The sequence below is a fragment of the Streptomyces sp. SD31 genome, from assembly GCF_052068475.1.
Classification (GTDB): domain Bacteria; phylum Actinomycetota; class Actinomycetes; order Streptomycetales; family Streptomycetaceae; genus Streptomyces.
The window spans coordinates 1-23,581 of record NZ_JBQHCX010000028.1; the positions used below are offsets into that span (position 1 = coordinate 1).

General features: G+C 69.3%; 20 protein-coding genes and 1 pseudogene. 13 read left to right on the forward strand and 8 right to left on the reverse strand.

Translation table 11 applies throughout. From position 1 onward, the window contains the following. The 6 genes from ACTMVF_RS40560 to ACTMVF_RS40585 form a co-directional block, all read left to right on the forward strand. Positions 1 to 328 (forward strand): zinc-binding dehydrogenase (locus tag ACTMVF_RS40560; protein WP_441276114.1); only part of this gene is annotated, 328 nt, incomplete at its 5' end. A gap of 66 nt (positions 329 to 394) precedes the next feature. Beyond that, complete coding sequence (locus tag ACTMVF_RS40565) at positions 395 to 1,261, forward strand: alpha/beta fold hydrolase (RefSeq protein WP_441276115.1); 867 nt, start codon at positions 395 to 397, stop codon at positions 1,259 to 1,261. Between the two features lie 31 nt (positions 1,262 to 1,292). Beyond that, positions 1,293 to 2,099, forward strand: a complete 807-nt coding sequence (locus ACTMVF_RS40570; protein ID WP_441276116.1) for a strictosidine synthase — start codon at positions 1,293 to 1,295, stop codon at positions 2,097 to 2,099. A 118-nt stretch (positions 2,100 to 2,217) separates the two neighbouring features. Continuing rightward, entirely contained in the window at positions 2,218 to 3,051 is an 834-nt protein-coding gene (locus ACTMVF_RS40575; RefSeq protein ID WP_441276117.1) for an enoyl-CoA hydratase/isomerase family protein, read from the forward strand. Between the two features lie 847 nt (positions 3,052 to 3,898). Continuing rightward, complete coding sequence (locus tag ACTMVF_RS40580; protein WP_441276118.1) at positions 3,899 to 4,501, forward strand: TetR/AcrR family transcriptional regulator; 603 nt, start codon at positions 3,899 to 3,901, stop codon at positions 4,499 to 4,501. Between the two features lie 195 nt (positions 4,502 to 4,696). Beyond that, positions 4,697 to 5,014 (forward strand): hypothetical protein, encoded by a 318-nt coding sequence (locus ACTMVF_RS40585; protein ID WP_441276119.1) that lies wholly within the window; start codon positions 4,697 to 4,699, stop codon positions 5,012 to 5,014. A 36-nt stretch (positions 5,015 to 5,050) separates the two neighbouring features. Here the strand turns inward: ACTMVF_RS40585 and ACTMVF_RS40590 are convergent, their stop codons facing one another. Beyond that, positions 5,051 to 5,728, reverse strand: coding sequence for a TetR/AcrR family transcriptional regulator (locus ACTMVF_RS40590; RefSeq protein ID WP_441276120.1), 678 nt, complete (start codon positions 5,726 to 5,728; stop codon positions 5,051 to 5,053). A gap of 68 nt (positions 5,729 to 5,796) precedes the next feature. Between ACTMVF_RS40590 and ACTMVF_RS40595 the strand changes: the two genes are divergently transcribed. Further along, the gene (locus tag ACTMVF_RS40595) at positions 5,797 to 6,636 is read left to right on the forward strand and encodes an alpha/beta fold hydrolase (RefSeq protein ID WP_441276121.1); all 840 of its coding nucleotides are present in this window, start codon (positions 5,797 to 5,799) and stop codon (positions 6,634 to 6,636) included. Positions 6,637 to 6,712: 76 nt separating this feature from the next. On the opposite strand, the pseudogene ACTMVF_RS40600 reads toward ACTMVF_RS40595, so the two are convergent. The 4 genes and pseudogenes from ACTMVF_RS40600 to ACTMVF_RS40615 all read right to left on the reverse strand — a co-directional run. Continuing rightward, positions 6,713 to 7,448 (reverse strand): annotated as a pseudogene (locus tag ACTMVF_RS40600) (IS5 family transposase); the annotation flags it as partial. A 53-nt stretch (positions 7,449 to 7,501) separates the two neighbouring features. Beyond that, the gene (locus tag ACTMVF_RS40605; protein ID WP_441276122.1) at positions 7,502 to 8,332 is read right to left on the reverse strand and encodes a carbohydrate ABC transporter permease; all 831 of its coding nucleotides are present in this window, start codon (positions 8,330 to 8,332) and stop codon (positions 7,502 to 7,504) included. After that, positions 8,329 to 9,276 (reverse strand): carbohydrate ABC transporter permease, encoded by a 948-nt coding sequence (locus ACTMVF_RS40610; RefSeq protein WP_441276123.1) that lies wholly within the window; start codon positions 9,274 to 9,276, stop codon positions 8,329 to 8,331. Before ACTMVF_RS40610 ends, ACTMVF_RS40605 begins: the two co-directional genes overlap by 4 nt. Next, positions 9,276 to 10,586, reverse strand: a complete 1,311-nt coding sequence (locus ACTMVF_RS40615) for an ABC transporter substrate-binding protein (RefSeq protein WP_441276124.1) — start codon at positions 10,584 to 10,586, stop codon at positions 9,276 to 9,278. Before ACTMVF_RS40615 ends, ACTMVF_RS40610 begins: the two co-directional genes overlap by 1 nt. Positions 10,587 to 10,749: 163 nt before the next feature. Here ACTMVF_RS40615 and ACTMVF_RS40620 point away from each other — a divergent pair, with 163 nt between their 5' ends. The 4 genes from ACTMVF_RS40620 to ACTMVF_RS40635 all read left to right on the forward strand — a co-directional run bounded on the left by ACTMVF_RS40620 (position 10,750) and on the right by ACTMVF_RS40635 (position 17,702). Then, entirely contained in the window at positions 10,750 to 13,161 is a 2,412-nt protein-coding gene (locus tag ACTMVF_RS40620; RefSeq protein WP_441276125.1) for a glycoside hydrolase family 2 protein, read from the forward strand. Beyond that, the gene (locus ACTMVF_RS40625; protein ID WP_441276126.1) at positions 13,158 to 14,192 is read left to right on the forward strand and encodes a LacI family DNA-binding transcriptional regulator; all 1,035 of its coding nucleotides are present in this window, start codon (positions 13,158 to 13,160) and stop codon (positions 14,190 to 14,192) included. The genes ACTMVF_RS40620 and ACTMVF_RS40625 overlap by 4 nt, the downstream gene beginning before the upstream one ends. A gap of 160 nt (positions 14,193 to 14,352) precedes the next feature. Beyond that, positions 14,353 to 15,579 (forward strand): thiolase family protein, encoded by a 1,227-nt coding sequence (locus ACTMVF_RS40630; RefSeq protein WP_301996093.1) that lies wholly within the window; start codon positions 14,353 to 14,355, stop codon positions 15,577 to 15,579. Further along, positions 15,576 to 17,702 carry a 3-hydroxyacyl-CoA dehydrogenase NAD-binding domain-containing protein gene (locus ACTMVF_RS40635; RefSeq protein WP_441276127.1) on the forward strand — a complete coding sequence of 709 codons (2,127 nt, stop codon included), beginning with the start codon at positions 15,576 to 15,578 and terminating at the stop codon, positions 17,700 to 17,702. The genes ACTMVF_RS40630 and ACTMVF_RS40635 overlap by 4 nt, the downstream gene beginning before the upstream one ends. A gap of 180 nt (positions 17,703 to 17,882) precedes the next feature. Here the strand turns inward: ACTMVF_RS40635 and ACTMVF_RS40640 are convergent, their stop codons facing one another. Further along, positions 17,883 to 18,899, reverse strand: a complete 1,017-nt coding sequence (locus ACTMVF_RS40640) for a hypothetical protein (protein WP_441276128.1) — start codon at positions 18,897 to 18,899, stop codon at positions 17,883 to 17,885. A 222-nt stretch (positions 18,900 to 19,121) separates the two neighbouring features. Here ACTMVF_RS40640 and ACTMVF_RS40645 point away from each other — a divergent pair, with 222 nt between their 5' ends. Continuing rightward, complete coding sequence (locus tag ACTMVF_RS40645) at positions 19,122 to 20,018, forward strand: NAD(P)-dependent oxidoreductase (RefSeq protein ID WP_441276129.1); 897 nt, start codon at positions 19,122 to 19,124, stop codon at positions 20,016 to 20,018. 24 nt (positions 20,019 to 20,042) lie between these two features. Beyond that, positions 20,043 to 20,414, forward strand: a complete 372-nt coding sequence (locus ACTMVF_RS40650; protein ID WP_441276130.1) for an NTP pyrophosphohydrolase — start codon at positions 20,043 to 20,045, stop codon at positions 20,412 to 20,414. Positions 20,415 to 20,455: 41 nt separating this feature from the next. Here ACTMVF_RS40650 and ACTMVF_RS40655 read toward each other — a convergent pair whose 3' ends face one another. Further along, positions 20,456 to 21,913, reverse strand: a complete 1,458-nt coding sequence (locus ACTMVF_RS40655; RefSeq protein ID WP_441276131.1) for an ArnT family glycosyltransferase — start codon at positions 21,911 to 21,913, stop codon at positions 20,456 to 20,458. A 95-nt stretch (positions 21,914 to 22,008) separates the two neighbouring features. Further along, the gene (locus ACTMVF_RS40660) at positions 22,009 to 23,532 is read right to left on the reverse strand and encodes an amino acid permease (RefSeq protein WP_441276132.1); all 1,524 of its coding nucleotides are present in this window, start codon (positions 23,530 to 23,532) and stop codon (positions 22,009 to 22,011) included. Between the last annotated feature and the right edge of the window lie 49 nt (positions 23,533 to 23,581).

The following is a 23,581-nucleotide window of genomic DNA, read 5'->3' on the forward strand; positions in this document are numbered from 1 at the left end:
GCTCAAGCCCGGCGGCAAGGCCATCGGGATCACCGGTCCCCCGGACCCCGCGTTCGCCCGCGAGGCCGGCCTGAACCCGCTGATGCGCCTGGCGGTCGCAGCCCTGAGCGGCAAGATCCGCAGGCAGGCCAAGAAGCTCGGCGTGACGTATGAGTTCCTGTTCATGCGCGCCAGCGGCGACCAGCTCCGCCAGATCACCACCCTCATCGACCAGGGCGTGGTGCGTCCGGTCGTGGGAAAGGTGGTCGGCTTCGACCAGACCCCGCAGGCGCTGCAGTCCCTGTCCCAGGGCGGCATTCGCGGCAAGGCCGTCATCGGCAGCAGCTGACCCGCCGCAACCGCGACGGGCGACACGAAACACGCAGCGACACAGAACACGCAAGGAGAATCCGTCATGAGTAGCACCGACACCCCGAACGAAGCCGTCATCACCTCCTACGCGAAGGCCCCGGCCCGCACCGTCAACGCCGGTGGCGTCACCTACGCCTACCGCGAGCTGGGCCCGAAGGGCGGTATCCCCGTCGTCTTCTTCGTCCACCTCGCCGCGACCCTGGACAACTGGGACCCCCGCATCATCGATCCCATCGCGAAGGGCCGTCACGTCATCGCCTTCGACAACCGCGGTGTCGGGGCGTCCACCGGTCAGGTGCCGGACAGTGTCGAGGCGATGGCCGACGACGCCTACACCTTCATCAAGGCGCTCGGGTACGACAAGATCGACGTCTTCTCCTTCTCCCTCGGCGGCATGGTCGCTCAGGCCCTGGTGGTGAAGCACCCCGAGCTCGTCCGCAAGCTGGTCCTCACCGGCACCGGGCCCAAGGGCGGCAAGGACATGGACAAGGTCGCCAGAATCACCTACTGGGACATCCTGCGCGCCACCTTGACCCGTTCGGACCCCAAGGAGTTCCTGTTCTTCAACCGCAACGCCACCGGCAAGGCCGCCGGGCGCGCGTTCGTCAACCGGCTCAAGGAGCGCACTGTCGACCGCGACGCGGAGATCAAGACCAAGGCGTTCCAAACGCAGCTGAAGGCGATCAAGAAGTGGGGGCGCTCCGCCCCCGACGACCTGTCGTCGATCACGCAGCCCACCCTGATCGCCAACGGCGACAACGACCGCATGGTGCCTTCGGTCCTGTCGGAGGACCTGCACCGGCGCATCAAGGGCAGCGAGCTGATCATCTACCCCGACTCAGGGCACGGCGGCATCTTCCAGTACCACCAGGAATTCGCCCCCCTAGCGGTCGAGTTCCTGGCGCGATGACCACCAGCTGACCAGGAAAAAGGGCAACATCATGAGCACGTCACCGGCCGCCGCGCCCCTGGAAGTGAAGAAGCCTCTCACCTCCTCGATCCTGCTGTGGGTGCGCACCGACCAGCCCCGCCAGGCCGGCATGGACCACTGGAAGGGCCCGCACTCAGGGATCATCTCCGCCACCCCGGGCCTGGAGGAGTACCGGCAGATCCACCTCGCCGAGCACAACAAGGGCCTGTGGCCGGCCATCGACGGGGTCCAGACCGCGATCCCCGCCGACCGGAAGATCGACGGCGTCGCGGAAGTCACCTTCCAATCGGTGCTTGCACCCCTGAAAGGGCGCGAGCAGACGAAGCTGGCCTACGCCGACGAGATCAACGTGTTCCGCCGCACCCTGCTCTACGCCGGCCCGCCGAACTCATCCCGCTGGTACGACGTCGCAGGCCCCGGAGAGACGGTCGGTGCCCGCGCGCTGATCTACCTTCGCCGCAGACACGGGGTCGGCGCCGGCGCCTTCCGGAAGTTCGTCAACGAGCAGCTCGCACCCGCGCTCGCCGAAACCGGAGTGCTGAAGGAGCTGCGCACGCAGACGTTCCTGCCCTGGATCGAAAAGCTCTGGGACACCCCGGACGTCGCCCACGACAACCCCCACGACCAGCACTTCCACGCCTCCGTCAGCCTCGGGTTCACCGACACCGCAGCACGGGACGCCTTCTTCACCGGCCACGTGATCGAGGACCTGTCCAACCGGCTGGCACCGCAAGTCTCCGCGATCCACGCCTACGACGTCAGCGCCACCCTCACCTACGTCAAGAACGGCGAGATCCTCCCGCGCTACCAGGAGTGAGCAGCGCAGACGGGAAGCGGGACCGACGGATCTGCTCAGCAATCCATCCGCCCCGGCTTCCTTGCCCTCCTCGCACCCCAATCACCGTCTGATACCCCTCACGCATCCGGAGCCAGCCATGAGCGAGCAGCAGAGCACCATCCACTACGAGCGCACCTCACCGCAGATCGCGAAGATCACCTTCGCCAACCCGCCCGTCAACCTCATCACCGGCGAGACAGTCCTGCGCCTCATCGAGATCGTCACCGAACTGGCCACCGACCCGGACATCCAGGTCGTGCTGTTCGACAGCGCCACCCCCGACTTCTTCTACAACCACTTCGACCTGGCCGCCGCCGCCGACTTCCCCGCCCCCGAGGACCCGGACGCGGTGCCGGCCTGGACGAATCTGGTCCTGGAACTCTCCAAAGCGCCGTACATCACGATCGCGGTCATCCGGGGACGCACCCGCGGCGGCGGGAACGAGCTCGCCCTCGCCCTCGATCTGCGCTACGCCAGTCGTGAGAAGGCGATCTTCGGACAGCCCGAGGTCGGTAGCGGACTGCTCCCCGGCGGTGGTGGCAGCGAACGCCTCCCCCGCGCCATCGGACGCGACCGCGCCCTGGAAGCCATCCTCACCAGCGACGACTACGACGCCGACACCGCCGAGCGTTGGGGCTGGGTCACCCGCGCCCTCCCCGACAGCGAACTCGACGCCTTCGTCGGCACCGTCGCCGCCCGGCTCGCCTCCTTCGACCGCACCTCACTCGCCTCGGCCAAAGCCCAGATCAACCGGGCAACCCTGCCCCCGGACGCGGACCTGGTCGCCGCGTACGGCGAGTTCACCCACTCCCTCACCCTCCCCGGCTTCCTCACCCGGGCCGCAGGCACGCAGGCCGTCGTCGAACAGGCCGGCATCGACTTCGAGTACCAGCTCGGGCACTACATCGGCATCGCCAACCAGCAACGCTGACACCCATCAGAAAGCGAGGACGGACGCAGCCGATGCCGCGTCCGTCCTTTTTTGCCCTGGGGCCCACCTGATTTCCGACGTCTTCGGCACCCTGGTCGACCGGCGCACCAACATCGCGGGCGAATTCGAACGCATCGGCGCCCTCTCCGGGCCACGGGCCGATTGGCCGGGACTCACCACCCAGTGGCGCAGCCTGTACCCGCCGACACCGCTGCGAGTGGCGGCGGGGGAAGTGCCCCGGCGTTCGCTGGACGAACTACACCGGATGATGCGCGGACGAGTGCGTGCCGAGCATGGCCTGACCAAGGCTTCGCCGACACCGACATCCACCGCTCGACGGCCGCGACGGTGCACTTCTCGACGCCGGTCGGCCAAGTGTTCGAACGCCATGGATCACGGGGGCCCGACGTGAAGAGATGGCTCGCGCTCGGCGGGATGGCGCCCGCGTTGTTGACGAGCACGGTGACATCCGCCGCGGCGGCGACGGCCGCGGCGATCGATGCGCGGTCGGTGACGTCAAGGGTCAGGGGGACGATGCGTTCGTCGTCCCAGGCGCGGGGGGAAACGGGCGGTGGCGCAGACCTTGGCGGCGCCGCGTGCCAGGGCGTCGTGGACGAAGTGGGTGCCGAGACCGCCATTGGCGCCGGTGACGAGGACGACTGCTCCATCGAGAGAGGGCACTGGTTCCTTCTGCCAAGGGGATGTGAGGTGCGTGGCGGTGTACGGATGGAGCAATGACTCCTCGCCCGGCCGTGGGAGAATGAGCGGAGCCACATTCGAGCCCACGCGATAGCGACTGCAATCGCAACTGATTGCAGTCAGAATCTATCCCTGGAGGACACCGTCCATGTCTGTCGCCTCCCAGTCGGTCGGACGGCGCGAGCGGAACAAGCAGGAAAAACTCGACCGCATCGTCGCTGCCGCCAGTGAACTGTTCGCCGAACACGGCGTCGACGAGGTCACGACCCAGCAGATCGCCGACAAGGCCGACATCGGCACCGGGACCCTGTTCCTTTATGCCAAGACCAAGGGCGAACTCCTCCTCCTTGTCCAGAACGCCAAGTACGCCGAAGCACTTGAGCAGGGCCGGGCGGACGCCAAGACCGTCCCAGGCGTGCTGGACGCGGTGCTGGCGATCGTCCGGCCGATCGTCGAGTGCAACCGCATCCAGATCGACAACGGACGCACCTACCTGCGAGAGATGGTCTTCGGCGACCCCGAGGAGCCCCGGCACGGCGCGGCACTCGCCATCGTCGCGCAGACCGAAGAGGCCGTCGCCGCCGTGCTGCGCCGAGACGAACGGGTCGCACAGGGCGACGCCGCGACGCTGGCACACATCGTGTCCGCCGTGATGTTCCTCAGCATGGCGGCGAGCATGAACATCGCCTTGAGCGTCGAGGAGATCGTGCAGGACATCCGCAGGCAGGTCGACGTCCTGCTGCCTCGCTGAAGCGCGGCCCCAGCCTCAGGCCCGGGCGACCATCCGGGTGGTCCTCGGCTGCGTCATGGCCCGAACTCCTAAATGGCAGATCGTCCGGCCGTTGCTGCCCATTCCGACACGGCCGGAGGGGTGGGGCGGGCGGCCGGAGGGCTACCGCCACCGCGTGCTGCTGGGATTTCGGAGATTGCCGGCCCATTTCGTGGCGTGGCGTGGGACATCCTTCTCCACCCCGAGCACGGCGACGTCCGAGGACGGCAGTACGACGACCGCCGCGCCCTGCTCGCCGACCTGCTGCAGGAGTACGACGTCGGGCCACCGATCCAGCTGGTACCGATGACCGACGACCCCACGGTGGCCATGACCTGGTACCGACAACTCCCGGACCAGGGCATCGAAGGCATCGTCGCCATTTCCCTGTTGGATCGGCCTGTCTTCATGCGCGTACAACGGGAAGACCACCCCGGCGGGAGCCCCGCGCGACCCCGCACGTTCGGACCGCAGCCGTCTTGCGGCGGCATGTGACCGGGGGGTGGTGGGGCTTGCGTCGGTCGGCTGTGGTCAGGCTTCTGGGCTCCGTGCCGCCGGCTGGTCGCTGTTGCCGCGTGCCAGTGACGCGAGAATCTCCTTGCGGCAGACATCGAGGATTTCGTCCGCCAGCGGAGAACCGTCCGGGCATGCGCGCGACAACATGACCGCGCCGACCGAGTGGGCGAGCATGTCGATCACCATGGTGCGGGTCGCGCGCTGGTCCGCATCCGCATCCCCCGGCGTATCACTCTGGGTCTGAAGGGCCGTCAGCAGGCTCTCGATCCCCGCCGCGAACTCCTTCTGGATGTCCGCCGGCTGGCGTGCGGCATCGCCACTGAGGGCCGCGATGGTGCAGCCGTCACCGCGCCCGTCGCGATGCTCCCGGGAGACGTAGCGCTCGACGAACTCGGCGGCGTCCCGGCCCTCGGCCTGCGCCGCGGTCTGTGACAGCCCGCTCGCGGACGCCTCGGCCATCAGGTCGGCCTTGGAGCGGAAGTGCTTGTAGAACCCGCCATGAGTGAACCCGGCGGCTGCCATCAGTTCCGCCACGCCGACACCGTCATATCCGCGCTCACGGAACAGCCTGGCGGCTGTCGCGACGATGTGGGCCCGGTTCTGCTCTGCCTGTGCCTTGGTGACCCGCATGTCCAGCCTTCCCTTCCTCGGTCGACGCTCGACGGTCAAGCATACATAGATGTCGATCGACATCAAAGAGGTTGACTTTTTAGATGATGACCGTCATCGTATTGCTCACCCACTACAGAAAGGCCCAGGCCATGAGTGACACACATCTGACCGCACCGACTCAGTACATCGAGGTCGACGGCGACCGATTCGCCTACCGCCGCTGGGGCAAGCCCTCCGGAGTCCCGCTCTTCCTGGTCCAGCACTTCCGCGGGGGAATGGACCACTGGGACCCGCTGCTCACCGACGGCCTGGCCGAAGGCCGTGAGGTCATCCTGTTCAACGGGCGCGGCATCGCCTCGTCATCGGGCACGCCGCGTAACCGGATGGAGGACATGGCCGACGACATCGCCGCGGTCATCCGGGCACTGGGGCTGGAGCAGGTCGACCTGCTCGGCTTCTCGCTCGGCGGTTACCAGGCGCAGGAGGTCACGCTGCGCCACCCCCAGCTGGTGCGCAAGCTCCTCCTGCTCGGCACCGGCCTCCGCGGCGGGGACCCGACAAGTGACCCCCAGGTGCCGCAGTACGCCCTGAACCCGGTCCCCACCCTGGAGGACTTCCTCTTCCTGTTCTTCGGCCGCTCGGAAGCCGCGAAGCAAGCGGGCAAGGCCTTCTGGGAGCGCCGCCACCAGCGGGCCGACCAGGACCCGCCGAGCTCGCCCGCGGTCGCACAGGCGCAGTTCGAAGCGGTCACGGCCTACGCGGAACCGCTGCCGGGCGAGAATCCCTATGCCTTCCTGAACGCGATCACCCAGCCGACGCTGGTCCTCAACGGCGAGAACGACGTGATGATCGCCTCCATCAACTCCTGGCACCTCGCCCAGAACATCCCCAACGCGCAACTGCTGATCTACCCCGATGCCGGGCATGGAGCGCAGTTCCAGTATCCCGAGCGGTTCCTGAAGCACGCCATTCAGTTCCTCGACGAGTAACACCTGCGGGGCTTCGGTGCAGTCGCTGACGCCTGGTCCATGGTGACGGGCCGACTCATCGGATCCCCGGAACGCGACGGTTGAAGCACCGTTCCACGACGTTGCGTCGCTTGCAGACCTCACGGTCGAAGGCCGGCGGGTAGCCGCCCTGGCTGCCGCGTCGGGCACGGTTGCGGACCTGGTCGGCCCGCTCCGGGATGGTGTGACAGATGGTGCGGCGCCGCAGCCAGGTGCGGATCGCCCTCGAGCTGTAGCCCTTGTCACCGATGACGTGCGCGGGCCGCACTCGCGGCCGTCCCGGCCCCAGGCGGGGGACCCGTATCCCTTCCATCACGGCGGTGCACCGAGTGCAGTCGTTGGTGTTGCCGCCCGTGAGCACCAGGGCGAGCGGGCGGCCCGGGCCGTCGCAGGCCAGATGGATCTTGCTGGTCAGCCCGCCTCTGGAGCGTCCGAGCGCCGGGCTGCGGTGCCCCTTTTCGGGCCCCGGCCGCGTGCTGGTGGGCCCGGGCGATGCCGGAGTCGACCGACACCAGCCAGTCGACGTCCCCGGCCGCGTCGGCCCGGGCCTGCCCGGCCTGCAGCATCCGGTCGAACGTGCCGTCCGCGGCCCGGCGTCGGAAACGGGTGTGCAGGCTCGCCCAGGATCCGTACCGCTCGGGCACCTCCCGCCAGGCCACCCCGGCCCGGAACTTCCACACGATCCCGCTGAGCATCGCCCGGTCATCCGTCCGCGGCCGCCCCATCGACGTCCCAGGCAGCAACGGCCGCACGAAATCCCACTCGCCATCGGTCAGTTCATGGCGACCTATCACCCGACCATGATCCACCCACCGAGATCACATCGACGACAGACCCCAGAGGCTTCTCACCTGGTCGCGCCTTTCATGAAGCCGTTGTAGATGAACCTCTGCAGCAGCAGGAAGACGAGCAAGGTCGGCAGGATCACCAGTACCGATCCTGCCGAGATCGTTTCCCAGTGGGCGCCGAACGGGCCCTTGAAGCGGAACAACGACGTCGAGATCACGCCAAGGTCCTCCGAGGGCATGTAGAGGAACGGGATGTAGAAGTCGTTGTAGGTCGTGATGCCCTTGACGATCACCACCGTCGCGATCGCCGGCTTGAGCAGCGGGAAGATGATCTTGCGGTAGATCGTGAAGGCGTTGGCGCCGTCCAGGCGGGCCGCCTCGTCCAGGGAGGTCGGGATGGAGCGGACGAACTGCAGGAAGATGTAGATCGAGACGATGTCCGTGCCCATGTAGAGGGCGATCGGCGCCCAGAGGCTGTCGAACATGCCGAAGCTGTTGACGATCTGGAAGGTCGCCACCTGGGTCGTGACGCCGGGGACCAGCGCGGCGATCAGGAACAGGGCCACGACCAGCTTCTTGAAGCGGAAGGTGAAGCGGTCGATGGCGTACGCCGTCATGGAGCCGATGAGGACCGTGCCGCCGATGGCGAAGAGCAGGATGATCGCCGTGTTGGCGAAGGCCAAGAGCATCCGGCCGTCCTGGAACGCCGTCGCGTAGTTGCCGAAATTCAGCAGGTCGTCGGGGAGGGCCAGCGCTCCGCTGTCGTTCGCCATCTCCTGCTCGGACTTGAGCGACGTCAGGACCACCGCCGCCAGCGGGAGCAGGACCACCGCCGTCGCGGCGATCAGGGACAGGTACACCAGGGTGCGGGCCACCGCGCGGCGGGTCATGCGAGGTCCACCTTGTCGTCGGGGACGAGGCGCCGCTGTACCCAGGTCACGGCCAGGACGATCAGCAGCAGCACGACCGCGGCCGCGGAGGCGAGCCCCGTCTTGTTGAACTGGAAGGCCAGCTTCACGGTCTGGATCACGAAGGTCTCGGTGCCGGTCGCCCCGCCCGTCATGATGTACGGGATCTCGAAGACCGAGAGCGAGCCGGAGATCGAGAGGATCACGGTGAGGGAGAGGACCGGCTTGATGCCGGGCGCGATGATGTAGCGGAACTGGTGCCAGCGGCCGGCGCCGTCCAGTTCGGCCGCCTCGTAGAGCTCCCCGGGGATCGACTGGATCGCGCCGAGGAAGAGCACGAAGTTCAGGCCCAGGTAGCGCCAGACGGAGACGGCGGCGAGGGAGGTGTTAGCCGACTCCGGGGTGCCGAGCCAGGCTCGGTCCGTCTCCACGCCGAACAGGCCGAGGACGGAGTCGAGGGTGCCGCCGTCCTGGAAGAAGTAGAGGAAGACGAAGCCGATCGCGACCCCGTTGATCAGGTACGGGAAGAACAGCACGCCCTTGAAGAAGTTCCGGAAGCGGACGTTGAAGCTCAGGATCGTCGCGAAGTAGAGCGCGGCGACGATCTGGAAGACGGACGCGGCCAGGTAGTAGCCGCTGACCCAGAAGACCTCGAACAGGTCGGAGCGCGTGAAGAGTTCGGCGTAGTTCTCGGTGCCCGTGTAGTGCAGCTCGGGGCTGACGCCGTCCCAGTCGGTGAAGCTGTACGCGACCATGTTGGCGATCGGCGCGTAGGTGAAGGTGAGCAGGAGGGCCAGCGGGGCGAGCAGGAAGAGCCAGGGGGTGGCCCCGCGCCACAGACGGGCTGTGCGCGGGGCGGGGGCCGGTTCGGGGACGGTCGGTCCTGACGAGGGCTCGACCTCCGCCTTCTCGGTCGTATCCGTCATCAGGACCCCAGCGACTTCTGGGTGTCCGTCCACTTCTTGCCGAGGCCGTTCAGGAAGTCGTCCAGGCTGCCCTTCGTGGCGCCGCGGGCGAGGTCGACGAGGTCCTGGCGGTAGTCGGGCTTGTAGATGCCGACCTCGGACTGGTTGTCGATGGACTTGACCTGGGCGCCCTTGGCGTCGTCGAGGTCGAGGAGCTTGACGCCCGCCTCCTCGTACGGCTTCAGGATCGCCGGCAGCGGATCGGCCTTGAGCGGGGACAGCGCGAGGTTGTCCGCCGCGTAGCCGGACTTGTCGGTGAACCAGTCGATCCAGGCGCGGGCCGCCTCCTTGTGCTCGGAGTTGATGTTGACGGCCTGGTTGTAGTCGGGCAGCGTCACCGCGCAGAACGTGCCGTTCTTCTGGGCGGGGAAGGGCATGAACCCGATGTCGTCCGGGTCGGCGCCGGCCTGCTTCGCCGCGCCCTGCATCTGGATGACCGCCCAGGAGCCGAGCCACATCGTGGCGATCTCGCCCTTGGCGATCCGGGGCTTGGACGCCTCCCAGTTGGTGGTCGTCGGGTCCTTCTCGATGAGGCCCGAGTGCACGATGTCGTACAGCAGCCTGTCGCCGGTCCGCAGATCGGCACCCTCGGCCCACGGGTTGCCCTCGGCGAGCCTGGTGGTGGCCTGTTCGTCGCAGCTGACCGAGCCGTTGACCTCCGTCCACTGCCTCAGCGGCCACATGTCCTTGAAGTTGGTGTAGTACGGGATCGCGTCGGTCTTCGACTTGATCGCCTTCAGGTCGCCGAGGAACTCGTCCGGTGTGGTGGGCCAGTCGGTGATTCCGGCCTCGCTCCAGACCTTCTTGTTGTAGATGAAGCCGGGGACGGCGCCGAGCGGACTCTGGCCGTAGACCTTGCCGTCGACGGTGGTGTAGTCGGTGAAACGGTACTTCTTGCTCCGCTCGGCCTGGGCGCCCAGCGAGGCGAAGAACCTGGGGTAGTCCTTCTTCTCGATCACGGCCGGGATCATGAGGACGTCGCCGTAGTTCTCCGTGTTCATACGGATCTTGACTTCGCCCTCGTAGTCGGTGATGGCGTCGAACTCGACCTTCACCTTGGGATACGTCTTGTTGAACTCCGCGGCGTACTTCTTCATCGTCCCGTCCTGCACGAGGTCGGTCCGATGAGTGAGAACGGTGATGGTGCCGCTCACCTTCGACGGGTCGGCGGCCGCCTTGGCCTCGGCCCCCTGCGAGCTTCCTCCGGTGCCGGTGCACGCCGAGAGCAGCAGGGCACCCGTGACCATGGCGGGGAACGTACGGCGGTTCATGTGCGTCAGCTCCGTTCTTGGGACGGACGAGCACGAGCGGGTTGGCTGGTTCCGAACTCTGACAACGTTTTCTTAACCGGTAAAGTCCGTATCTCGCCAACGATGGCCGACGATGCCAATTGGTTTTCCCGCGCTGGGACTTGATCGGTTTAGGAGAGCGCGCATGCTTCAGGCCACACCGCTCACCGACGGATGGACCCTGCGGCACGAAGGAGCGGCACTCCCGGCCGCCGTGCCCGGCTGTGTGCACACCGATCTGCTGGCGGCGGGGGTGATCCCGGATCCGTTTCTCGGGCGGAACGAGGCCGAGGTGGCGTGGCTGGGGCGGCGGGACTGGACCTATGAGACCGACCTGACGGCGGCGTCCGCCCAGTCGGCAAACGAACAGCACGAGCAGACCGACCTCGTCTTCGACGGGCTCGACACCGTCGCCGAGATCCTGCTCGACGGTCGACTCCTGGGCCGCGTACGGAACATGCACCGCTCGTACCGCTTCGACGTGACGGGGCTGAGCGGGCGGCTCTCGGTGCGTTTCGCCTCCGCGTACGCCGAGGCCGAGGCCGTGCGCGGCAAGCTGGGCGAGCGGCCCGCCGCGTACGCCGAGCCCTATCAGTACCTCCGCAAGATGGCCTGCTCCTTCGGCTGGGACTGGGGGCCGACCCTGGTGACGGCCGGGATCTGGCGGCCGGTGCGGCTGGAGCAGTGGTCGACGGCCCGGATCGCCCGCGTACGGCCCCTGGTGACCGTCGAACAGGGCACCGGACACGTCGAGTTGGCGGTCGACGTCGAGCGGACCCGGGTCGAGGCGCCGCTCACCGTGGAAGCGACGGTCGGCGGGATGCGAGCGCGGGCCGGGATCGACGGGGCGGGCGGGGTCGTACGGCTGACCGTGCCGGACGTGGAGCTGTGGTGGCCTCGTGGATCCGGTGAACAGCCGCTGTACGACGTCGAGTTGACGCTTCTCCAGGGCGAGGAGGCGCTGGATGTGTGGCGGCGGCGGGTCGGTTTCCGGACCGTCGAGCTGGACCGGCGGCCCGATGAGCACGGCACCGGCTTCACCCTGGCCGTCAACGGCGAACGGCTGTTCGCGCGGGGCGTCAACTGGATCCCGGACGACGTGTTTCCGTCCCGGGTGACCCGCGAGCGGTACCGGGAGCGGCTGCGGCAGGCGGCCGACGCGGGCGTGGATCTCGTACGGATCTGGGGCGGCGGGATCTACGAGAGCGAGGACTTCTACGACGCCTGCGACGAGCTGGGGCTGCTGGTGTGGCAGGACTTCCCGTTCGCCTGCGCCGCCTATCCGGAGGAGCAGCCGTTGCGCGGGGAGGTGGAGGCCGAGGCCCGCGAGAACGTCGTACGGCTGATGCCGCATCCCTCGCTCGTGCTGTGGAACGGCAACAACGAGAACCTGTGGGGGTTCCGGGACTGGGAGTGGGAGCCCCGGCTGGCCGGGGACTCCTGGGGCGAGGGGTACTACCTGGGCCTCCTGCCGCGTGTGGTGGCCGAGTTGGATCCGACGCGGCCGTACACGGCGGGCAGCCCCTGGTCCGGGTCGTGGGACCGGCATCCCAACGATCCGGCGCACGGTACGCACCACTCCTGGGAGGTGTGGAACCGGGAGGACTACGCCGACTACCGGCTGAGCGTGCCGCGTTTCGTGGCCGAGTTCGGCTGGCAGGCGCCGCCCGCGTACGCCACGCTGCGGCGCGCGCTGCCGGGCGAGGAGCTCGCGCCGGACTCCCCCGGGATGCTGCACCACCAGAAGGCGGACGACGGGAATGGGAAGCTGCGGCGGGGGCTGGAGCGGCATTTCGCGTTTCCCGAGGGGGACTTCGAGGGGAACTCCGAGGGGAACTTCGACCGCTGGCACTACCTCACGCAGGTCAACCAGGCGCGGGCCGTGGCGGCCGGGATCGAGCACTGGCGGTCGCACTGGCCGGTGTGCGCGGGCACGGTCGTATGGCAGCTCAACGACTGCTGGCCGGTGACGTCCTGGGCGGCGATCGACGGGGACGGGCGGGAGAAGCCGCTGTACCACGAGCTGCGGCGACTGTACGCGGACCGGCTGCTGACGCTGCAAGTGCGGGACGGCGGGCTGGAGTTGGCCGTCGTCAATCAGGCGGCCGAGGGCTGGGCGGGGGCGGTGCGGCTGCGGCGGATGTCCGTCGAGGGGGTGGTGGTCGGCGAGACGAGTGTGGGGTTCGGTGCCGAGGGGCGGACGGTGAACCGGGTCGGTGTGCCCAGGGAGCTGGAGCCGGTCGGGCCGAAGGAGTTCCTCGTGGCGGACGCGGACAGCCTGCGGGCCGTGCACTTCCCCGCGCCGGATCGGGAAGTCCCGTATCCCCGGCCGGAGTTCGACGTGGCGCTCGTGTCGGGCGGGATCGTGGTGACGGCCCGTACCCTCGTACGGGACCTGCTGCTCCAGGCCGATCGGCTGCATCCGGACGCCCGGGCCGACCAGGGGCTTGTCACGCTGTTGCCCGGCGAAGAGGTGACCATCGGGGTGCACGGCTGGGAGACTCCCGACGCGCAGGCCGCACGCTCCGCCCTGTACTGCATGGAGCCCAGCCGATGACGGCCACGCCGACCCCCCGCGTCACCATCAAGGACGTCGCCGCGCGCGCCGGTGTGTCCAAGGGTGCCGTGTCCCTCGCCTTCAACCACAAGCCGGGGCTGTCGGAGGCGACCCGGGACCGGATCTTCCGGGCCGCGCGGGAGCTGGGCTGGGCGCCGAACCTCACGGCGCGGACGCTGGCCGGGTCGCGGGTGGACGTGGTGGGCCTCGCGATCTGCCGGCCGGCGCGGCTGCTCGGCCTCGAACCCTTCTACATGGAGTTCGTCTCCGGCGTGGAGAGCGTCCTGACCGAGCACTCCTGTTCGCTGCTGCTCAGGCTCGTACGGAATCTGGACGAGGAGGTCGGGCTCCAGGAGTCGTGGTGGCGGGGGCGGCAGATCGGCGGTTCGATCCTGGTCGACTTCCGCGCCGACGACCCGAGAGTGGCGGCGGCGCAGCGGCTGAAGATGCCGGTGGTCGCGGTCGGGCACCCGTCGCTGACGGGCGGGCTGACGTCGGTGTGGACCGACGACGCCACCGCCGTGACGGAGGCTGTGCGGTATCTGGCCGCGCTGGGGCATCGGCGGATCGCCCGGGTGGGCGGGGCGGCGGCACTCGGGCACACGTCCATCCGTACGGCCGCGTTCGACGAGGCGGCCGGGGCGCTGGCGCTGGCCGGGGCGTGGCAGGTGGCGACCGACTTCTCCGGGGAGGCGGGGGCGCGGGCGACACGGTCCCTGCTCACGGCTGCGCCGCCTGACCGGCCGACGGCGATCGTGTACGACAACGACATCATGGCCGTGGCGGGGCTTTCGGTGGCGGCGGAGATGGGGTTGCGGGTGCCGGAGGATGTCTCGCTGCTTGCCTGGGACGACTCGCAGTTGTGCCGGCTCACGCATCCGACCTTGTCCGCGATGAGTCATGACGTGCATGGGTTCGGGGCGGAGGTGGCTCGGACGTTGTTCGGGGTGATCATGGGGGATGGGGTGGGGTCGCATCCGGTGCCCACTCCGGTGCTGACTCCTCGGGGGTCCACAGCGCCGCCTCGGTGACCAAAGGGGCGCTCCCCGCCCCCGGTGTTCGTATGTGACGTTCGCCGCTCCCCCTGCCAGGACTGTGCAGCTACGTTACTCATAAGTAGCATGGGTCCTGAGCGCGCGCTCAGCGCAGCGCACCGCAGCAGTGCCATCCCGCACCTGGAGGAGAGCCATCGTGCCTCGTACCGTCAGGGACGTCGTCTTCGTCGACGGCGTCCGCACCCCGTTCGGCAAGGCGGGCCCGAAGGGCATCTACCACGAGACCCGTGCCGACGACCTCGTCGTGAAGGCGATCCGGGAGCTGCTGCGCCGCAACCCCGGTCTCGACCCGAAGCAGATCGACGAGGTCGCCATCGCCGCGACCACGCAGATCGGTGACCAGGGCCTGACCCTCGGCCGTACCGCCGGCATCCTCGCGGGCCTGCCGCAGTCGGTGCCCGGCTACTCCATCGACCGTATGTGCGCCGGCGCCCTGACCGCCGTGACGTCCGTCGCCGGTTCGATCGCCTTCGGCGCCTACGACGCCGTCATCGCCGGTGGTGTCGAGCACATGGGCCGCCACCCGATGGGCGAGGGCGTGGACCCGAACCCGCGGTTCGTCAGCGAGAAGCTGGTCGACGAGTCGGCGCTGTTCATGGGCATGACCGCCGAGAACCTGCACGACCGCTACCCGACCATCACCAAGCAGCGCGCCGACGAGTACGCGGTGCGTTCGCAGGAGAAGGCCGCCAAGGCTTACGCCAACGGCAAGATCCAGCAGGACCTGGTGCCGATCTCCGTACGCCGGACGAACGCCGAGGCCGGCGAGACCGGCTGGGGTCTGGTCACGGCGGACGAGCCGATGCGTCCCGGCACCACCCTGGAGAGCCTCGCCGGTCTCAAGACCCCGTTCCGTGTGCACGGCCGGGTCACCGCCGGTAACGCGGCCGGTCTGAACGACGGCGCCACCGCGTCGATCATCGCGAGCGAGGACTTCGCCCGTGAGAACAACCTGCCGGTGAAGATGCGCCTGGTCTCGTACGCCTTCGCGGGCGTCGAGCCCGAGGTCATGGGCTACGGCCCGATCCCGGCGACCGAGAAGGCCCTCGCCAAGGCCGGTCTGTCGATCGAGGACATCAACCTCTTCGAGATCAACGAGGCCTTCGCGGTCCAGGTGCTCGCCTTCCTGGAGCACTACGGCATCGCCGACGACGACGCGCGCGTCAACCAGTACGGCGGCGCCATCGCCTACGGCCACCCGCTCGCCTCCTCCGGCGTCCGTCTGATGACGCAGCTGGCCCGCCAGTTCGAGGAGCAGCCGGAGGTCCGCTACGGCCTCACCACCATGTGCGTCGGCTTCGGCATGGGCGCCACGGTGATCTGGGAGAACCCGCACCACAAGGACGCCGGAGGCGACAAGTGAGCACCGCTGAACTTCTCAAGGGAGCGGCCGAGCTGTTCCCCGACGAGGTCGTGACGTCCGCGCACGTACGTCACCTCGACCTGCCGTACGGCGCCGGGCGCTTCGCGCTCATCACGCTGGACAACGGCTTCGACCACACCAAGCCGACCACCTTCGGCCCGCAGTCGCTGGCGAACCTCGACACCGCCATCGACCAGGTCGAGGCCGAGGCCGCCGCCGGTGACATCGTCGGCGTCGGCATCACCGGCAAGCCGTTCATCTTCGCCGTCGGCGCCGACCTCAAGGGCGTCGAGCTCCTCAAGGAGCACAAGGACGCGCTCGCCATCGGCAAGGGCGGCCACGAGGTCTTCAAGCGCCTGTCGGCCCTCGCGGTGCCGACCTTCGCGTACTACAACGGCGCCGCCATGGGCGGTGGCGTCGAGGTCGGTCTGCACTGCAAGTACCGGACCGTGTCGAAGGCGCTGCCCGCCTTCTCGCTTCCCGAGGTCTTCCTCGGGCTGGTCCCCGGCTGGGGCGGCTGCACGATCCTGCCGAACCTGATCGGTGCCGACAAGGCCGTCTCGGTGATCATCGAGAACAGCCTCAACCAGAACAAGCAGCTCAAGGGACAGCAGGTCTTCGACCTCGGTATCGCCGACGCCATCTTCGAGGGCGCCGACTTCCTGGAGCAGTCGCTGAACTGGACCGCCCAGGTGCTGAAGGGCGACGTCGAGGTCGAGCGTCCGGTGATCGACCGCGGTGAGGCCTGGGACCAGGCCGTCGCCAAGGGCCGCTTCATCGCGGACAGCAAGGTGCACGGGGCCGCTCCGGCCGCCTACCGCGCCCTCGACATCATCGCCGCCGCCAAGAACGGCGACCTCCAGCAGGGTTACGACGCCGAGGACAAGGCGCTCGCCGACCTGATCATGGGTGGCGAACTGCGGTCCGGCATCTACGCCTTCAACCTGGTGCAGAAGCGCGGCAAGCGTCCGGCGGGTGCGCCGGACAAGTCGCTCGCGCGTCCGGTCACCAAGGTGGGTGTGGTCGGCGCGGGCCTGATGGCCTCGCAGCTGGCGCTGCTCTTCCTGCGCCGCCTGGAGGTGCCGGTCGTGCTGACCGACATCGACCAGGAGCGCGTCGACAAGGGTGTGGGCTACGTCCACGCCGAGATCGACAAGCTGCTCGGCAAGGGCCGTATCAACCAGGACAAGGCCAACCGCCTGAAGGCCCTGGTCACCGGTGTGCTGGACAAGGCCGAGGGCTTCGCGGACGCGGACTTCGTCATCGAGGCCGTGTTCGAGGAGATCGGCGTCAAGCAGCAGGTGTTCGCGGAGGTCGAGGCGGTCGCCCCGGCGCACGCGATCTTCGCCACCAACACCTCCTCGCTGTCGGTCTCCGAGATGGCGTCGAAGCTCAAGAACCCCGAGCGGGTCGTGGGCTTCCACTTCTTCAACCCGGTCGCGGTGCTGCCGCTCCTTGAGATCGTCCGCGGCGAGAAGACCGACGACGCCTCGCTGGCCACGGCCTTCGCCGTCGCCAAGAAGCTGAAGAAGACCGCGGTGCTGACGAAGGACGCCCCGGCGTTCGTCGTGAACCGCATCCTCACCCGCTTCATGGGCGAGATCCAGAACGTCATCGACGAGGGCACGCCGGTCGAGGTCGCCGAGAAGGCGGTCGAGCCGCTGGGCCTGCCGATGTCGCCGCTGGTGCTGCTGGAGCTGGTCGGTCCGGCGATCGGCCTGCACGTCTCCGAGACGCTCAACAAGGCGTTCCCGGACCGCTTCAAGGTGTCCCCGAACCTCGCGGCCGTCGTCAAGGCGGGCAAGCGCGGCTTCTACGTCTACGACTCCGGCAAGCCCGAGCTGGACCCGGAGGTCGCCGCGCTGCTGAAGCAGGGCGACACCGTCCTCACCGAGGAGCAGGTCCGCGCCCGCGTCCTGGACGCCGTGGCGCAGGAGATCGGGCTCATGCTCGACGAGGGCGTCGTCGCCGAGGCCCAGGACATCGACCTCTGCCTGATCACGGGCGCCGGCTGGCCCTTCCACCTGGGCGGCATCACGCCGTACCTGGACCGCGAGGGTGTCTCCGAGCGCGTGAACGGCAAGAAGTTCCTGGCCCCGGGCGTGGCGAGCGTCCCCGCGTAAGCGCTCCGCTGTGAACGCCGGTGCCCCGCATGCCGACTCGGTGTGCGGGGCACCGGCGTTTGCGCGCACGTGCCTGGGGCTACGCCCCCAGACAGGCTGAAGTTGCCGGGACCGGCGTTCAGAGCAGCCACGTACCACCCGCAGCCGCCGTACAAGAGCGGCCCCCACCCCTCAGGCGCCTCAGACCTCCCGCCAAGCCTCCAACGCCAGCCCCGGCTCGTCCTTGCGTCGGGTGAGCAGCAGTTGCCTCGTCGACGGGGACACCGACGCCGCCACCACCCGCTCGGCCTCGTCCACCGCCAGCCCCACCACCGCGTCCACCGGCAACTGCGGCCCCGACTCCGTCCACCACGCCCCCGCCGACTCCTGCTCCGTCGGATACGCGGCGAAGGCTACGCGGCCGCTCGCCGAGCGCTGGGCGAGCAACGTGCAGTCGTGGCCGTCGAGTTCGCAGCGGATCGCGGACACCGGGCCGGGGCCGGCGGACGGCAGCAACGTCACCGGCTTGATGCCGGGGCGCCAGGCGCACAGGTCGCCGGAGTCGTCGGCGTAGAAGAGGGTGGTGTGGTCCGCGGAGGTGGCCAGGGCATGCAGGGTGCCGGGGCGGACCGGGGTCTCCATCGCCTCCTCCAGGACGGGGACGCTGCCCGGCTTCTCCTGCTGCCAGTGCAGGATGGCACCGGGGACGGCCGCGTACAGCTCGACCCGTCCGGACTCGCCGGTCACGGCCGCCAACTCGCCTTGTACCTCACGCCCCTTGAGGTCGCGCCAGGGGCCCCAGCCGCCCACCTCCTTCTGGCCGCGCATGCTCACCCCGCCCGCCTTGTTGGGGACGAAGACGTGGGCCCGCCCCTGGGCGTCGACCGTGACGGCGGGCGTGCCGGTGCGGTCGCCGGCCTGGTCCGGGTGGCCGATGGAGATCCAGTCCAGGGCGGCCAGACGCGGGCGGAAGTGCGTGGAGTGGACGAGGCCCGCCTCGCCCGCCTTGGTGGGCCGCCAGGCGGCCAGATGGGCGTAGGAGTCGGCGCCCTGCCCGACCGCGGGGCCGGGGCGCAGCTTCTGGTCGCCGCCGACCCGGCGCGGGGGTTCCCAGGGGCCGCCGGGTCCGAGTTCCGCCCGGCACAGGACGCCGTCGTCGGTCGGCAGATAGACGCTGAGGCGGCCGTCGCGGCCGCGGATGAGCCAGTCGCCGTTCACCGTTTCACCTTATGCGGGGCGGGTGGGCGCGCGCGTGCCGCCCCCTGCCTGGTCAGGCGCGGCACCCGCCGGGCTCGTCGAAGGCCTGGGCGCCGCGGATTCCGTTGATCACAATCTGGAGCGATCGCACATGACTCGGCGGTCAGGTGCGTGCCGCCCGGCGCCGAGAAGGCAGGCTGGACGTCGGCAGCAAAGTCCGTAGGAGAAGGGGAAGTCGACGTCATGACCGACAAGCTCACCGTGAGCGTCCTGGGTACCGGCATCATGGGCGCCGCCATGGCCCGCAACCTCGCCAGGGCCGGCCACACCGTCCGTGTCTGGAACCGCACCCGCGCCAAGGCCGAGCCCCTGGCCGCCGACGGCGCGTTCGTCGCCGACACCCCCGCCGAGGCGGTCCAGGGCGCCGACGTCGTCCTGACCATGCTCTACGACGGTCCCGCCGCCCTGGACGTCATGCGTGAGGCGGCGCCCGCGCTGCGTTCCGGTGCCACGTGGGTACAGTCGACGACCGCCGGCATCGAGGCGATCGCCGACCTGGCCGTCTTCGCCCGCGAGCACGACCTCGTCTTCTACGACGCCCCCGTGCTCGGCACGCGCCAGCCCGCTGAGGCCGGCCGGCTCACCGTGCTGGCGGCGGGGCCGGTCGAGGGGCGCGGGACGGTGACGCCCGTGTTCGACGCCGTCGGCGCCCGTACGGTGTGGACCGGCGAGGACGGCGGGGCGGGCACGGCAACCCGGCTGAAGCTGGTCGCCAACAGCTGGGTGCTCGCGGTGACCAACGCGGCCAGTGAGGTGCTGGCCCTCTCCAAGGCCCTGGACGTGGATCCGCAGCGCTTCTTCGACGTGATCGACGGCGGCCCGCTCGACATGGGGTATCTGCGGGCCAAGACCGGGCTGGTCCTGAACGACGGGCTGTCCCCGGCCCAGTTCGCGGTGTCCACTGCGGCGAAGGACGCACGGCTCATCGTGGAGGCGGGCGAGCGGTACGGCGTACGCCTGGATGTGGCGGCGGCGAGTGCGGAGCGCTTCGAGCGGGCGGCCGCACAGGGACACGGGAACGAGGACATGGCGGCGGCGTACTTCGCGAGCTTCGACGAGAACGGGACGGCCGAGGAGTGAGCCACGCCGTGCGACGCTTGCCCCATGACTGAGGACAGCCCGCTGCTCGTGATCGTCGACGCCGCCAATGTCGTGGGATCCGTGCCCGACGGCTGGTGGCGGGATCGGCGCGGGGCCGCCGAGCGGCTGCGGGACCGGCTGGCGGCGGACGGTGTGCCGGGGTACCCGGGGCCGGTCGAGATCGTGCTCGTGGTGGAGGGGGCCGCTCGCGGGGTGGAGACCGTGCCGGGCGTGCGGGTGGAGTCCGCTGCCGGGAGCGGGGACGATCACATGGTGGAGCTCGTCGCGCGGGCGGGTGGGCGGCCCTGTCTGGTGGTGACCGCGGATCGGGAACTGCGCCGCAGGGTGACGGAGTTGGGGGCGGAGGTGGCGGGGCCGCGTACGGTACGGCCGTAGGGGCCCGTGGGGATCTGTAGGGAGCCGTACGGATTGCTTACCTAGGTACGGCTCCGTACGTACAGCACCGCCCCCTCCACCATCCCCGCCTCCTCGTACCCCGCCGCGAGCAGCCGCCGCAGACTGGGCACCCTCTGAGGTCCGTACGGCTTCCCCCGCGAGTCGTCGACCACCAGCGCCGGCGCCCGCTCGGTCATCTCCTCGCGGAAGACCGCCCACGCCCCGTCGACCGCGTAGCGCTCACCGACCTGTGGGCCGTCGCGTCCCCCGCTGTAGTTGGTGAGGAGCCCCGCCGTCAGATAACGGCTCGCGGGTCTGCGGTCGGCCAGCCAGTACGTCTCGGGGTGTATGCCCCAGACGAGGACCCGCTCCCCCGGCTCCGTCCGCATCGCCACTTCGTCCGCCAGCCTCCTCGCGTGGTCGAGCTCGGGTCGGGGCGCGAGCAGCCCCCAGGTGAGGAACAGGGCGCAGCAGCAGGCCGAGGTCAGGACCGCCTGGGTCAGGCGCTCGCGCGGCAGGATCTGCAGCGCTGACGTCGCCAAAAGGGTGAGGGGCGGCAGGAGTTGGAGGTAGTAGTGGCCGAAGAAGTGAAAGCCGAGCACGACCGCGCCGGCCGACGCGGCCGACCACAGCCAGAGGTCGGCGGCTCCCGTGCGGGCCGGCCGCAACACCCGTAGCACCGGCGGGATCAGTCCGGCGCATGCCACCGCCAGGATCGCCGCGTTCGTCAGCCCCCGTACCAGGACGTGGATCTCGGAGCCGGTGAACGAGGCGTACGCCCCCGATCCCGTGACCGTCCAGAACAGGAACCCCGCCGGATCGGTCACCACGGCCACGCCCAGCACCGGCACCACCACCCCGGCCCCCAACCGCACCAGTCCCCCGGCCCGGACCTCTCCCGCTGACACGCACAGCCACATCACCGGCACCAGCACCGCCCCACCGGTCTGTTTGGTGAGGAAGGCGGCCGCGACCGCCAGGCCCGCCGCGCCCCACCGGCGCCGGTCCGCGCACCACATCGCCGCCGCCGTGCACGGCAGCATGAACACCTCGAAGGTCGCGGCCTGGGCGTCCTCCGGGTTGAGCCCGACCGAGACCAGCAGATACAGCACTCCGGCCGTCCCGCCCGCCGTATCGCCCCAGCGGCGGCGGGCCAGCGAGGCCAGCAGCACGGCGGTCAGCAGCTGGGCCGCGACGGCCAGGACCCGCACCGACGTGAGCGATCCGGACCCGGCCACCGCGAACGCGGCCTGGTACAGCCACGGCACCAGCGGCGGCTTGCGGTCGACGACGGTGGCGTACAGCTCTCCGCCCTGCGCGAGCAGACGTGCCTGTACGGCGAGATAGCCCTCGTCGGGGTTCCACAGCGGCCGGGTGAAGGAGGGGACGCGGGTGACGCAGGCCAGCAGGGCCAGGGTGGGGAGCAGCCGTCTCCAGTAGCCGCGTTCCGCGCGTGGGGTGGACACGGAGCGTGGTGGTGTGAGGAGCTCGGCGACCATGAGGTGAACGCTATCCGGCCCCGCAGTTCCTGCCGAAGCAGGACATACGGGGCCGGAGGGCGGCAGGTTGACCGTCCGTCAACCGCTGGTTTCGACTACGCGGTGTCTCCCTTCGGCGGCTTCGTGACCTCGCCGACAGTCGTCTCCGCGTGCCGTCCGAGCCGGCTGTGGGTGCGGCCGTAGAGGAAGTACACGATGAACCCGGCGGCCATCCAGAGGGCGAACCGCACCCACGTCTCGGCGGGCAGGTTGATCATCAGCCACAGCGAGGCGCACACCGACAGGATCGGGATGACCGGGACCCAGGGGGTGCGGAAGGACCGGTGCAGGTCGGGGCGGGTCCTGCGGAGGATGATCACGCCGATGGCGACGACCACGAAGGCGAAGAGGGTGCCGATGTTCACCAGGGCGGCGAGTTCGGTCAGGGGGGTGAAGCCGGCGAGGATCGCGATGACCACGCCGAGCAGGATGGTCGGGCGGTGCGGGGTCTTGAACCGCGGGTGGACGTGGGAGAAGAAGCGGGGCAGCAGTCCGTCGCGGCTCATCGCGAAGAAGACCCGGGTCTGGCCGAGGAGCAGGATCATGCAGACGGTCGTCAGGCCGACGGCGGCGCCGAAGCTGATGAAGCCCGCGTACCAGGGATGCCCGGTGGCCTTGAAGGCGTCGGCGAGCGGGGCGTCCACGGACAGCCGGCTGTAGTGCTGCATGCCGGTGACGACGATCGACACGGCGACGTACAGGGTCGTGCAGATGAGGAGGGAGCCCAGGATGCCGCGCGGCATGTCGCGCTGCGGGTTCTTGGTCTCCTCGGCGGCGGTGGCCACCACGTCGAAGCCGATGAACGCGAAGAACACCACCGAGGCGGCGGTGAAGATGCCCATCACACCGAAGTTGGAGGGCGCCCAGCCGAACATGAGCTGGATCAGAGGGGCCTGGAGACTCTCCCCGGCCTCCACGGCCTTCTGCTTCGGGATGAACGGGTCGTAGTTGTCGCCGTCGATGAGGAACGCGCCCGCGATGATCACGACGAGGACGACGGTCACCTTGATGGCGACGACGATCGACGTGATCCGCGCGGACAGCTTCATGCCGACGACGAGGATGGCGGTGAGGACGAGGACCAGCGCCGCGGCGAGGATGTCGAAGCCGAAGACGTCGGAGCCCTCCCGACTGCCCAGGGCCGCGGGCATCTCCCAGCCCGCGTTGTCCATGAGCGACTGGATGTAGCCGGACCAGCCGACGGCCACCACCGCCGTGCCGAGCGCGAACTCCAGGACCAGGTCCCAGCCGATGATCCAGGCGGGCAGTTCGCCGAGGGAGGCGTACGAGAACGTGTAGGCGGACCCGGCGACCGGGACCGTGGAGGCGAACTCGGCGTAACACAACGCGGCCAGCGCGCAGGCGACGCCGGCCGCGACGAATGCCAGGGCCACCGCGGGCCCGGCGTTGTTCTTGGCGACCGTACCGGTCAGGACGAAGATGCCGGTGCCGATGATGACGCCGACACCGAAGACGGTCAGATCCAGCGCGGACAAGGACTTCTTGAGCGCGTGCTCTGGCTCCTCGGTATCGAGGATGGACTGCTCGACTCTCTTCGTCCGGAAGAGACTGCTGCTCACGGGGCTTACCTCCCACGCTTGTCGTCCTCGACATGATCGAGAGGGGGCG